This is a genomic window from Flavobacterium sp. (assembly GCF_024642105.1).
Lineage (GTDB): Bacteria > Bacteroidota > Bacteroidia > Flavobacteriales > Flavobacteriaceae > Flavobacterium.
The window spans coordinates 155,896-169,391 of sequence record NZ_JAHEBT010000055.1; the positions used below are offsets into that span (position 1 = coordinate 155,896).

Sequence of the window (13,496 nt, forward strand, 5' to 3'; positions counted from 1 at the left end):
TAATGATAATTACTGCATCTAAACTGAATCGATTTTTGTTGTTCCAATTGCCTTCTGCTTTCTTTTGCGGAGTCCGAGTACAAACCATCGACGCTAATCAATGTGTAGTTTCGGTAAAACATCGTTGGATCAACCAAAATCCGTTTCAGTCCATGTATTTTGCAGTTCAAGCCATGGGAGCTGAGTTGAGTACGGGTGCTTTAGTGATGTATCATATTCAAAAAAGCGGGCGTAAGATATCGATGTTGGTAGCTAATAATAAAGGCAATTTTACTAAGAAAGCAACAGGACGTATTACGTTTACCTGCAATGACGGTCATTTAATCGAAGCAGCGATTCAAAACACAATAGCCACAGGCGAAGGGCAAACCTTTTGGATGAAATCCATTGGAATGAATGAGCAAGGTATTCAAGTTTCCGAAATGGATTTTGAATGGAGTATTCGTCTTAAATAAAAAACTGTCTAAAAATCTTGTTCTTGTCAAACTGAACTTGTTTCAGTTTCTATATTTAATGATTATTTTAGATTCCGAAATGAATTCGGAATGACAAATTCTAAACTTTTTAGACAGCCTATTAAAATGGTGTAATTAAGTATTATTTCTTTGCACAACATTTTTTACCTGATGCTGTTTCCATTTTAGCATCACATTTTTTACCTTCTGCTTTGCATTTGGCTTTGCATTTAGCCACTTCGTCAGCACTCATTTTTTTATCGTGCTTCATAGTTACACTCATTTCTTTTTTCTCTTGTTTTGCTTCTTGAGCATTCATACTTACAGTAAACAAAGCCAAGGCTAGAATAGCTACTACTTTTTTCATAATTTTATTTTTTATCTGTTTGATTTTTAGTTTTCAATCTCTCACAAATATAAAATAAATTTCAAGATTGATTTTTAAAATAAAGTTAATGTTTGCTTAAATCCATTATTGGTTAAAATACTTTTTTCTCCACCAAAACGCGACATTCACTAAAGTAATTAAAGCAGGAACTTCTACTAATGGTCCAATCACACCCGCAAAGGCCTGTCCACTATTAATGCCAAAAACACCTATGGACACTGCAATGGCCAGTTCAAAATTATTCCCAGAAGCGGTAAATGATAAGGCTACAGCATCACGGTAATTGGCGCCAATTTTTTTGCTCACAAAAAACATTAAGGTAAACATAATGGCAAAGAAAATTACTAGAGGTAAAGCGATACGAAGTACATCCAAAGGTAAATCGACAATCATTTCTCCTTTTAAACTGAACATTACTACAATAGTAAACAATAAAGCAATCAGGGTGATGGGAGACACAAAAGGAAGGAATTGTTGGTTGAACCATTTGTCGCCAATGAATTTTTTAATAGCATAACGGCTAGTTACCGCTAATACAAAAGGGATGCCTAAATAGATTCCAACGGTTTGTGCAATTTCAGCAATAGTAATGTTCAATGCTAAGCCTTTGATGCCAAAAAGAGGCAACATAATCTCTAGATAGAAATAGGCATACAAACTGAAGAAAAAAACTTGCAAAAGACTATTGATTCCTATTAATCCTGCGGTGAGTTCGCGGTTGCCTTCGGCGAGTTCGTTCCAAACAATGACCATAGCAATACAAGGTGCTAGCCCAATGATGATGAGTCCTGTCATATATTCAGGATAATCTCTTAAGAATAAAACCGCTAATGAAAACATCAAAAACGGCCCTACAATCCACGTAATGAAAAAGGAAGCGGTAAGGAGCTTTGGTTTTTCAAACATTTGAGGAACTTTCGAAAAGTCAATTTTAGTCAAAGGCGGATACATCATTAAAATCAATCCAATTGCCAAAGGGATATTGGTTGTTCCAGTAGAAAAAGAATTGATAAAATCAGCGGTATTTGGGATAAAGTAACCAATAGCAACGCCAACTAGCATGGCTGAAAATATCCATAGGGTTAAAAATCGGTCTAAAAAATTAAGTCTTTTTTTCATATTTGTTAAAGTTAATTGTCAGCGGTCAAATATGTTATCGCTGTTAAATTATTGAATTTGCTATCGCAAACTAGTTTTTAAGAGCGATTTCATAGTTCATTATAATGCACGAAGCAATCTCATTGATTGTTAATTAAAATACCTACAAGGTTTATTTGATTTTTGAAAAAACATAATACAGTTCTGAAGCAATTTCCAAGCTACGTTCCGCATATTTTGCATCCATTAAGTCGGTTCCGTCAAAGGCTTTAGGATCGTTGTAGCGAATGGGTAAGCGTTTTTCGGCTCCCGCAATAAAGGGACAACCTGCATCGGCAGAGGAACACGTCATAATGGCTGCAAAGGCACTGTTCGGATTGAAAGCGTCATCAAACGTTTTGGAAAAACAGATAATAGCGGCTTCATTTCCGTCGTATTTTACAGCATATACAGGATTTTTGTCACTACTTAATTGTTGAATTTGAAATCCTTGATTGACTAATGTTTCGCCTACTTTAGGAAACATAGCGGTAGCTTCTGTTCCACCCGAATAGCAGAATACATTTTTAATTCCGAAGTGAAATGCCATGGTTTGTGCCCAAATCTGAGATAAATGACTACGTCTTGAATTGTGTGTGCAAATGAAGTTCAAACGAATCGGTTGTTGTGTGTCGATTTTAGTTTGTATATAGTCAATTAAAGGTTGTAGTACTTCTTTTCGTTCATTGGAAAGAGTAGTTTTTGAAATGTGTTCTACAGTTGCAGTTAATTTTTGGAACATGTTCTATTTATTTTGATTTAACAACAATTGGAATCAGGTGTGCAACAAGATGTGGTTTTCGCTTTCCATTGTCCTACTTTAGGTTGTAATTGAGTTTCAGGAATACCGCAATTGTCTTTGGCTAGGCAATCAGTTAATTTGGAAGTTAATTGAAAATGTGTTCCGTCAAACTCTAAACCAAATTTACCAATGCTGTCTTTCATTTGGTATTCTACTTCGATTTCTAAATCAGGAATGCCCAATGTTTTTTCTGATAATTCGATAATGCTAATTAGTTTTTCGGGGTGCAAACGATGGTCGTAATCGTTAGCCTCCCATAATTGAAAATTAGCCACTTCTTCTGTTCGAACTGTGCCGCCACAGTCGATGAAATGTTTGGTCACTTTGCCTACTTCTGTTACATGAAAGTGAGGTGCTACGAGTTCGCCATTTGGCAATTGAAAAGCAATAGTAGTTGCTTTTTTTAGTTCGGATTTAATTGCTGAAAGTGTCATAGTTTTATAATTTTAGTTTAACAACATTCTTTCTTAGTAAGATACGCATTAATATTTTGAAAAAAGCCTTTTAATTTGTTAAAACCTTCTTCGTTAACACAATAGCAAATGGAAGTTCCTTCTATATTTCCTTTGATTAGACCTGCGTTTTTCAATTCTTTTAGATGTTGCGAAACGGTAGGTTGGGCGAGAGGTAATTCATTGACGATATCGCCACAAATACAAGAATCCGTTTTTAATAGGTATTCGATTATTGCAATTCGCGCTGGATGTCCTATGGCTTTGGCTAAAATAGCCAATTCATTTTGCTCTGCTGTAAATCCTTCTGTTTTAGTAATTCCCATTTGTTGTATTATTATATTGCAATATTACGATAAATATAATTATTTAATTCTTTTTAATTTATGAATTAACATAAAATTAATTTTATTTCAAAAGCAAACCCCAAAACCAATTTGGCTTTGGGGTTGCAAACTAACTAAAAAACTAACTAACTAACTCTATTATTTAAAACAGACCATTTACTTAAGTAGTGGAAATATAGCCTACAAGTCTACATTTAGGTAGTAGTATCTTTAAATTCTAAATTTATTTTACAGAAAATTTAAAAGTTGTTTTGGTTTTATAATTTTCACCTGGGCTTACTACCGTTGATGGAAATGTTTTTTGATTTGGTGAATCTGGATAATGTTGTGTTTCTAAACAAAATCCAGTTCGATGGGCATATACCCCTTTATCTCTCATTGGCAAAGTTCCATCAAGGAAGTTTCCAGTGTAAAATTGGATTCCAGGTTGGTCTGTAAATACTTCTAATAAACGTCCGCTTTTTGGCTCATAAGCTGATGCTGCAAGGCGTTGTCCTTTACCTTGATTATTTAATACCCAACAATGATCGTATCCTAAGCCTCTTTTTATTTGTTCGTCTTTTGCTTCGATGTCTTTACCAACTAGTTTTGGATTTCTGAAATCAAATGGAGTGTTGGCTACATCTGTCAATTCACCTGTTGGGATTAGCGTAGCGTCTACAGGAACTAACTTATCAGCATCAATGGTAATTTCGTGATCTAAAATAGTTTTAGTGAAATCAGCTGACAGATTGAAATACGAGTGTTGTGTTAAATTTACTATCGTTTTCTTGTCGGTTGTAGCCTCATAACTTACGTCTAAAGAATTGTCGTCATGAAGTGTGTAAGTAACCAATACAGTTAAATTCCCCGGGTATCCTTCTTCCATATCTTTACTCAGATATTTCAGTTTCAAGGATGCTGAGGTGTCCCCGCCTTTATTTTCTACAGCTGTCCAAACTACTCTGTGAAATCCCTCAGGTCCACCGTGTAATGCATTCGGTTCGTTATTAATGGCTAAAGAATATTCTTTGCCGTCAAGAGAGAACTTACCTTTAGCAATTCGATTGCCGTAACGGCCAATTAAGGCCCCAAAATAAGGATTAGGCTTTGTGTACTGTTCTAAAGAACTAAAACCTAATACTACTTCTTCTGATTTTCCTTCTTTATTTGGAACTTTTAACGAAGTGATTATTCCACCATAAGTAATGATAGCTACTTCCATTCCTTTTTGATTTTTAAGGGTATAGCTGTCCACTTGTTGTCCGTTGGGCAGAGTCCCGTAGGCTGATTTTTCTATTGACACTTTATCTGTAGTTTGATTTGTACTTGTATTTTTTTTACATTGAAAATTCAGGAGCGCTAGGCTCACCATTGAAATTCCAAACAAGCAACGTTTAATTACATTCATAATTTATTGGTTTTATTAGTTATAGTCCATGTTGGAAGAGATGATAATACGCTTCATTGGCATTAATTTTATCTTTAAAATCTCTTACAGTTGTTCTCTCGTCAATTACTAAAAGTTCAATACCTGCAATATCAGCAAAGTCCTCCATAAATTCGGTAGTTACTGCCTGACTGTATACAGTATGGTGAGCTCCTCCGGCTAAAATCCATGTACTTGCTGCAATGTCTAAATTAGGTTTTGCATCCCATAAAACTCGAGCAACGGGTAATTTAGGCAAATCGGCCATAGGTTTTACAGCCTCCACTTCGTTTACAATTAATCTGAAACGGTTACCCATTTCAATTAATGAAGCATTAATTGCATTTCCAGCAGGCACGTTGAATACCAATCGAACAGGGTCAGCTTTTCCTCCAATTCCTAATGGGTGGATTTCACATGAGGGTTTGCCATCAGCAATTGACGAACAAATTTCTAGCATATGTGACCCTAAAACGTAGGATTTTTGAGGTGTAAAATGATACGTGTAATCTTCCATAAATGAAGTTCCTCCTTCGAGACCTACATTCATCACTTTCATTGCGCGAACCAAGGCTGCTGTTTTCCAATCGCCTTCGCCACCAAAACCATAGCCGTCGGCCATTAGTCGTTGAACAGCGATTCCAGGAAGTTGTTTTAACCCGCCAAGGTTTTCAAAGGTATCAGTGAATGCTTTATATCCACCTTCTTCTAAGAATGCTCTTAGGCCTAATTCAATTTTAGCTGCTTCAACTAAAGACGCTCTTTGGCTACCGCCATTTTGAAGTGTTGGAGCTAAATTATATGAGCTCTCGTAGATAGCAACTAACTTATTAATTTCGTTTTCAGAAATCGTTTCTATTTTTTTTGTTATATCCGAGGAGTCGAAACCGTTTACCGAAAAACCAAAACGGATTTGGGCTTCGACTTTATCTCCCTCGGTTACAGCAACTTCACGCATGTTGTCTCCAAAACGAGCTACTTTTAGGTTCTGGAATTCATCCCATCCTAAAGCTACTCTAGACCAAATGCCTAATTTTTTATGAACTCTTTCGTCTTCCCAGTGACCTACAACTACTTTACGTTTTTTACGCATTCTAGACATAATAAATCCGAATTCTCTGTCTCCATGTGCAGATTGATTTAGATTCATAAAATCCATATCAATAGAGTTCCATGGAATTTCAGCATTGAATTGGGTGTGTAAATGGCATAAAGGTTTTTTTAGAATATTCAATCCTCCAATCCACATTTTAGCAGGTGAAAAAGTATGCATCCAGGCTACAATTCCGATACAGTTTTTATTGGAATTAGCATCCAAACATATATTGGTGATTTGAGTAGGTGTTTTTACCACATCTTTGTATACAATTTTTACAGGGATATGTGATGAAACATCTAAGCCTTTCGCTATGATTTGAGAGTGTTCGGCTACTTTTCGCAGTGTTTCTTCTCCGTATAATTCTTGGCTTCCTACTACAAACCAAATTTCTTTTTGTGCTATATTTTCCATTTGTACTTTATTATAATATGTTATTGTCCGTAATAGGAATCTTTTCCGTGTTTACGTTCGTAATGTTTTTTGATTAATGAATCTTTCAATTTAGGGGCGTTGGGGTTTATCTGTAAAGTTAGATGCGCCATTTCAGCAATGACTTCCAAAACTTTACTGTTATACACTGCTTTTGCCGCAGTTTTTCCCCAAGCAAAAGGACCATGGTTTCCAACGAGAACCATTTCGACCTCTTCATAAGATAGGTTTTTATCCTTAAAACAATCCAAAATTTGAATTCCAGTATTGTGCTCATAATTGCCTTCAATTAGAGTATCGGCCATAGGAGCGGCACATGGAATATCTTTGGTAAGATGATCCGCATGAGTAGTTCCAAAAATTGGAATGTCTTTTTGAGCTTGTGCCCAAGCGACAGAATAGGTAGCATGTGTATGTGCTATACCTCCTATGTTCGACCAGTTTTTGTATAAATAAGCATGTGTTTTAGTATCCGAAGAGGGACGCATAGTTCCTTCAATTATATTGTTATCAAAATCAACAATAACGATATCTTCAGGTTTTAAATTTTCGTAGGCTACCCCACTAGGTTTTATAGCAAATACGCTATTTTCTCTATCTACAGCACTAACATTGCCAAAGGTATATACTACAAGATTTAACTCGTTGAGTTGCATATTGGCTTCGTAGCATTCCTGTTTTAATTTCGTAAATTTTGAATTCATTTTTATTTTTTAATAGTTGGGTCGGCAAATGCACTTAATTGTTCATAGGCTACAAATAATTTATTATAAGCAGCTACTTGATCTAATTGAGGGAAATATTCGCTTTCAAAATCACTTCCCATTTTTTTGCTAGCTTCAATTACGTTAGGATAAATTCCAGCGGCAACTGCAGCATAAATGGCAGCTCCTAAAGCTGGGGCTTGGTCTGATTCAGCTACTTTTATGGGTTTGTTCAATACATTGGCTAACGTTTGCATAATAAAAGGAGATTTTCGTGCTACACCACCGATTCCAATCACACTATTTATTTTAATACCTTCTTCTTCGAATCGATCTACAATTTTTTTAGAACCAAAACAGATTGCATTTACTAATGATTTGAATAGGTGAGGAGCCTTTGTACCTAATGACAAGTTAGCAATAGCACTTTTAACTTCTTGATTAGCATCGGGTGTTCTTCTACCGTTAATCCAATCTAATGCGATAGGAATACTTTCGGATAAAGGAATTTTTTGAGCTTCTTCAGTTAGTTGTACGATCAAATTATCTTCAATTTCGTCTTTTAAAGCCTGTTTTTGTTCTTCAGATACTACTTTTGAATTTTTTAATAAAGTAGCTATTGGCCATAATAAAAGTTCTTTGTACCAAGCTAATACATCTCCAAAAGCAGATTGCCCAGCTTCTAATCCAATATATCCTGGCAAAACAGATCCGTCTACTTGTCCACAAATACCACGAACAGTTTTGTTTCCAATCTCTGTCTCGGAGCCTACAATGATATCACAAGTAGAAGTTCCCATTACTCGTACTAGGGTATGTTCATCTATTTTTGCTCCTACAGCCCCAGAATGTGCATCAAATGTGCCTACAGCGATAACAGTATTAGTAGTTAGCCCTAAACGCTCAGCCCATTCAGCGCTTAAGTTTCCTGCGACTACATCAGAGGTATAAGTTTCTTGATAAAGTCTTGGTCGCAATTGAGCCAAATAAGGGTCTAATTTTTCCAAGAAAGATTCTGGTGGAAGACCATTCCAGTCTTTGTGCCACATTGCTTTGTGGCCTGCTGCACAACGGCTTCTTTTGAATGATTTTAAATCTTTAGTATCGATTAACAAATAGGTCATTAAATCGCAATGTTCTAGCCAAGTGTAGGCTGCTTTTTTTACTGCTGCATCCGTTCTAGCGATATGTAATATTTTTGCCCAAAACCATTCAGAAGAATAAATTCCTCCTACATATTTAGTGACATTATCACCACCCCAATTAGTAGCCAATTCGTTAATTTCATTGGCTTCATTGATAGCAGTGTGATCTTTCCAAAGTACCATCATAGCATTTGGATTGTTTTCAAATTCTTTTGTTAATGCTAGAGGAGTACCATCTTCAGTTACTGGTACCGGTGATGAACCAGTGGTATCTATACAAATACTTTTAATTTGCGAAGGGAGTACACTACTATTTTCTACTACATATTTTATAGTAGTCTCTAATCCTTCTATATGATCTAAAGGATGTTGGCGGAATTGGTTTATCGAAGCATTGCAATATTCATTGTTTTTCCATCGTTTGTAGTAGCAAACATTAGATGCTATTTCGTTTCCATTATCTGTATCAATTAGAACTGCACGGACAGAATCTGTACCATAATCTAATCCTATAACATAATTCTTCATTCTTAAATTTCTTTTTTAGAATAACAAATATACTTTATTTTTTTATAAGTGTTATAAAAACACTTTTAATTTAATGAATAGAATATCTAAACTTTAATGATAAATTTATTCTAGCTTGATATTAAATAAATTGTTATTTCATTTTTATTTTAATAATATTCACTGAATAAGCTGAAAGCGAACTAGTTACTCGATTCTCTTTTGTTTTAATAACCTCTTCTGTAGGGCTAATTTTTTTAGGATTTTCGAAAGAATTTACCTCTTGTAAATTAGTACTTGTAAGGGTAGTTTTAATCCCTTTAGTGTCTATTTTAATTCCTTTTAACTCTAAATTTACGTCTTGTATGATAGATGAAGTATTTATTAGCTTAATAATTACCTCTTTTGTATTCATATCTTTTACCGCTGAAGCATACAAATTATTTTGACCTATTAGATTTTTTCCGTTGCTTGTAATGGCGATTAAATCAGTCCCTTTATTGGTTGCAAATAATTTTTGCACATAATAATTTGCGGACCCGTAGGCTTCTAAATTGTTGAACCAAAGTAGATCAGGTGTCCATTGCCAAGCCTCTTCATGTGCCATTAAAGGTGCATAAGAGGTTAGATTAACTACTTCTGCATTGCGCTCTAAACCAGTCATGAAGGCCGCTTCAGATAAGGCGCATTCCCAATTATTTTTGTTGTCTGGACTCGCAATGGCTACGCTTTGAGCTGCATATTCTCCAGCAAATATTCTAGGCCCTTTTCGGTCATAGTTGTCGTATCGAGTAGCGTTATCTCTGAACCATTTTGGGTTTTTATAATAATGTTCGTCTACAATTTCGGCATTTAATTTTTTAAGTTCTTTCATTCCATATTCAAAATAATCTCCCTCTGGAAAAGGCCCTGCACCAGAAACAATTTTAATTGTAGGATATTTTGATTTGATTGCTTTTTCAAAAATTGTATATCTTTCGATATATTCTGGCCCCCATTGTTCGTTTCCAACCCCAATCATTTTTAAGTTAAAAGGTTCTGGATGTCCCATTTCTGACCTAATTTTTCCCCAAGGTGTATTCACATCTCCATTGGCAAATTCTATTAAATCTAAAGCATCTTGTACATAAGGGTTCAATTCGTTCATTGGAACTAATTCACCAGTGTTAAATTGGCAAGCCATTCCGCAACTTAAAATAGGTAATGGCGAAGCACCAATATCTTCGGCAAGTTGGAAATATTCGAAGAATCCTATTCCAAAACTCTGAAAATAATCTGGAGCAGGTTTATGTCTGAATTCAGTATTCCAACGGTTGATTAAAGTTTCTCTTTCTTCAATTTCTCCAATTGTTTTTTTCCATTGGTAACGCTGTGCCAAAGTTCTTCCTTCTACGATACAACCGCCAGGGAATCTCAAAAATCCGGGTTTCATATCATATAACAGTTGAACAATATCTTTACGCATTCCGTTTTTCCTATTCTTCCAAGTGTCTTCTGGAAATAGCGAAATCATATCTAAATCAATGGTACCTGTTCCTTCAAAACTAATTTTTAGTTTTGCTTTTGCCTCAGTTTGCGTAGCAATCAATTGAGTGTTATAATTTTTCCAATCATTTGATGTTGGCACAATACTAGTTTCACCGATTACTTTTTGATTTTTATCAATCAATTGAATGATGATTTTCTTGATAGTTCCATTAGAATTAGCCGCTTTGAGTGAAAGATTGTATTTAGCGTCTTTCTTAACTCCCATTCCTCTATATCCTTCATTAATAATTGAATAGCCTTTATCATTATTAATTACTATCCTGCAAAAACTTGGATTATTTTTGTTTTCCAATACTTTGATAGTTGTTGCAATACCAGACTCTTTGTTGTAGGAATGCCTGTTGCTGTTAGGCTGTGTCCATCCCATGAGTGGTGTTTCAAACTCAAAAGAACGATTTTTTACCATTTCGGCATACAACCCTCCATCGGCAGCAAAATTGATATCCTCAAAGAATATCCCATACATTGTTGGTTGAATTTTAGTTATAGATTTGGATGCGTTAACTACCAAGTTTGTTTGTTGCGCTTGACTACAAGAGACAATAAAAAAGAGATAATAAAAAACAATTTTAGATTTCATAGGAGTGAATCAGGTATTAATAGGTTGTCTACTATAATTAGAAGAATTTTATTTTCCTTCTAAAACAATTACAGAAAAAGCTGGAATTTTCACTAACAGTGTATTATTTTTAACTTCTAATTCTTTAAATATTTTAGGAGAAATTTTGTTTGGGTTATTAAAAGTATTGTGATCTTGTAATTTAGATGACGATAAAATAGTACCCGTCATTTTTTGCACACCAAGTTCTTTTAAATCAATTTCAATAGTATTTTCTTTAATTGCATCGATATTAACTACTGATATATGAATCAACCCGTTTTTATCTTTTGAAGCAGAAGCAGATAGAGCGGGTAGGGATTTTTCTCCAAAAGTGTATAACGGAGAATTGAATTCTATTGGTATTAATTGAGCATCTTGATGTACATTGTACATTTTCATTACATGATAGGTTGGTGTGAGCAGCATTTTATCCTCTTCAGTTAAAATTACAGCTTGAAGGACATTGATGGTTTGGGCTAAGTTGGCCATTTTTACTCTTTTAGAGTGGTTGTTAAAAATGTTTAATGTAGCTCCCGCAATCATGGCATCTCGCATTGTATTTTGTTGGTATAAAAAACCGGGATTTGTACCGGGTTCTACATCATACCATCCTCCCCATTCGTCTACAATAAGCGCTATTTTGTTATTTGGATCGTATTTATCCATTATCTCAGAATGCTTTGTAACTAATTCTTCCATTTTGAGTGCGGTTTGCATCGTTGCAAAGTATTGCGTTTCGTCAAATTGAGTTGAAGAACCTTTTTTCTCCCATTTCACAAAAGAATAAGAGTGAAGAGCTACTCCTTCAATTAAATTTTTGGGAATATCTCGCATTAATACTTCTGTCCAATGGTAATCAGAAACATTAGCTCCTGAAGCAATTCGAAATAATTTATTGGAGTTAGTCCAATCTGTCATGAATGTGGCGTATTGCTTGTATATATTGGCATAGTATTCTGGAGTCATATTTCCACCACAACCCCACATTTCATTACCTACTCCCCAAAATGAGACTCCCCAAGGGTTTTCTCTATTGTTTTTCTTTCTTAAATCAGCCATTGGGCTTTTTCCTTGATGATTTACATATTGTACCCAGTCTGTAAATTCTTGAACTGTGCCACTTCCAACATTGGCGGCTAAATAGGGTTCAGTTCCAAGTGTTTCACATAAATCTAAAAAATCATGTGTGCCAAAACTATTATTTTCGGTAATTCCTCCCCACCAACGATTTATCATAGTTGGTCTATTTTCTTTTGTACCGATTCCATCTTTCCAATGGTAAGTGTCAGCAAAACAACCACCAGGCCATCTTAAGTTTGGTATTTTTAATTCTTTTAAAGCACTAATAATATCATTTCGTACACCGTTTGTATTTGGAATTTTACTGTTTTCTCCAACATAGAATCCTCCATAAATACATCTTCCTAGATGTTCAGCAAAGTGTCCGTAGATGTGTTTACTAATTATTGTTGTTTTTTCAGTCTTTTTAATAGAAAGCTTTGTTGTTGTTTGAGAAAATATAAAAGAACTAAAAAAAAACAAAAAGGATAGTAGGAATGTAGTAGTTGTTTTCATAATTTATTTAGAATTAGACTAATAAATAAGTGTTTTTAATACATTTGTAAATGTATTTCAAAAAAAATATAAAAAACAAATTAATTTAAAAAAGTTTGGAACAGGAACTAACATTAATTTAAGTACTCTTTTTTTAATAAAGTTTCTATATTTACCAACAAATATATTTAGTGCAAAATGTTAAATAGTTATAGTTCTGTAGATAAAGTTTTATTAGCTGTCGATTGTATAATTTTCGGATTTGATGCTGACGGATTGAAAATACTTTTAATTAAAAGAGATTTTGAACCAGAGAGAGGAAAGTGGTCTTTAATTGGAGGATTCTTGAAAAAAGAAGAGTCTTTAGATGATGCGGCAATTAGAATATTAAGTAGTTGTACAGGACTTCATGATATTTATATGGAGCAGTTGCATTCTTATAGTGATATTGATCGTGATCCAGTAGAAAGAACCATTTCTGTTGCGTATTATGCGTTGATTAATATTGAGAATCATAATGAAGAATTAATTCAAAATTACCATGCGCAATGGTTTAGTGTTAATGATGTTCCTAAATTGATTTTTGACCACGATAGTATGTTAACTCATGCTATCAGAAGATTGCGATACCGAACTTCAATAAAACCTGTTGGTTTTGAACTATTACCAGAAAAATTTACGATGCGTCAATTATTAGAATTGTACGAAGCGATATTAGACAAAGAATTAGATAAAAGAAATTTTATTAGTAAAATTAATTCATTGGATATTTTAATCAAATTAGAAGAAAAAGATATGATGTCTTCTAGAAAAGGATCGTATCTCTATACATTTGATAAAGAAAAATACGATGCTAAATTATTAAATGATTTTGTCTTAAATTTTTAATAAACAAGAAAGTCTTTTTAATCCTTTTAAAT

Annotated in this window: 13 protein-coding genes; 2 read left to right on the forward strand and 11 right to left on the reverse strand. The window is 34.3% G+C overall.

The window, feature by feature from the left end; translation table 11 throughout:
* The first annotated feature begins 2 nt into the window (after nt 1-2).
* On the forward strand, nt 3-455 hold the full coding sequence (locus Q0L65_RS11810; RefSeq protein ID WP_296686589.1) for a DUF4442 domain-containing protein: 453 nt from the start codon (nt 3-5) through the stop codon (nt 453-455).
* Between the two features lie 142 nt (nt 456-597).
* Here Q0L65_RS11810 and Q0L65_RS11815 read toward each other — a convergent pair whose 3' ends face one another.
* The 11 genes from Q0L65_RS11815 to Q0L65_RS11865 all read right to left on the reverse strand — a co-directional run bounded on the left by Q0L65_RS11815 (nt 598) and on the right by Q0L65_RS11865 (nt 12,597).
* Entirely contained in the window at nt 598-822 is a 225-nt protein-coding gene (locus Q0L65_RS11815; RefSeq protein ID WP_296686591.1) for a hypothetical protein, read from the reverse strand.
* A gap of 105 nt (nt 823-927) precedes the next feature.
* Entirely contained in the window at nt 928-1,962 is a 1,035-nt protein-coding gene (gene arsB / locus Q0L65_RS11820; protein ID WP_296686592.1) for an ACR3 family arsenite efflux transporter, read from the reverse strand.
* A gap of 151 nt (nt 1,963-2,113) precedes the next feature.
* Entirely contained in the window at nt 2,114-2,722 is a 609-nt protein-coding gene (locus Q0L65_RS11825) for a protein-tyrosine-phosphatase (RefSeq protein WP_296686594.1), read from the reverse strand.
* A 17-nt stretch (nt 2,723-2,739) separates the two neighbouring features.
* A complete protein-coding gene (locus Q0L65_RS11830; protein ID WP_296686595.1) occupies nt 2,740-3,216 on the reverse strand; it encodes a DUF6428 family protein in 477 nt (158 codons plus the stop codon).
* 17 nt (nt 3,217-3,233) lie between these two features.
* Entirely contained in the window at nt 3,234-3,560 is a 327-nt protein-coding gene (locus Q0L65_RS11835) for a metalloregulator ArsR/SmtB family transcription factor (protein ID WP_296686597.1), read from the reverse strand.
* A 244-nt stretch (nt 3,561-3,804) separates the two neighbouring features.
* Nucleotides 3,805-4,971, reverse strand: coding sequence for an aldose epimerase family protein (locus Q0L65_RS11840; protein ID WP_296686598.1), 1,167 nt, complete (start codon nt 4,969-4,971; stop codon nt 3,805-3,807).
* Between the two features lie 19 nt (nt 4,972-4,990).
* Complete coding sequence (gene araA, locus Q0L65_RS11845) at nt 4,991-6,499, reverse strand: L-arabinose isomerase (protein WP_296686601.1); 1,509 nt, start codon at nt 6,497-6,499, stop codon at nt 4,991-4,993.
* A 20-nt stretch (nt 6,500-6,519) separates the two neighbouring features.
* The gene (locus Q0L65_RS11850; RefSeq protein WP_296686604.1) at nt 6,520-7,221 is read right to left on the reverse strand and encodes an L-ribulose-5-phosphate 4-epimerase; all 702 of its coding nucleotides are present in this window, start codon (nt 7,219-7,221) and stop codon (nt 6,520-6,522) included.
* 2 nt (nt 7,222-7,223) lie between these two features.
* Complete coding sequence (locus tag Q0L65_RS11855; protein WP_296686606.1) at nt 7,224-8,894, reverse strand: ribulokinase; 1,671 nt, start codon at nt 8,892-8,894, stop codon at nt 7,224-7,226.
* A gap of 133 nt (nt 8,895-9,027) precedes the next feature.
* A complete protein-coding gene (locus Q0L65_RS11860; protein ID WP_296686609.1) occupies nt 9,028-10,887 on the reverse strand; it encodes an alpha-L-arabinofuranosidase C-terminal domain-containing protein in 1,860 nt (619 codons plus the stop codon).
* 162 nt (nt 10,888-11,049) lie between these two features.
* Nucleotides 11,050-12,597, reverse strand: coding sequence for an alpha-L-arabinofuranosidase C-terminal domain-containing protein (locus Q0L65_RS11865; protein ID WP_296686612.1), 1,548 nt, complete (start codon nt 12,595-12,597; stop codon nt 11,050-11,052).
* A gap of 177 nt (nt 12,598-12,774) precedes the next feature.
* Here Q0L65_RS11865 and Q0L65_RS11870 point away from each other — a divergent pair, with 177 nt between their 5' ends.
* On the forward strand, nt 12,775-13,464 hold the full coding sequence (locus tag Q0L65_RS11870) for an NUDIX domain-containing protein (protein WP_296686614.1): 690 nt from the start codon (nt 12,775-12,777) through the stop codon (nt 13,462-13,464).
* The last annotated feature ends 32 nt before the right edge of the window (nt 13,465-13,496 follow it).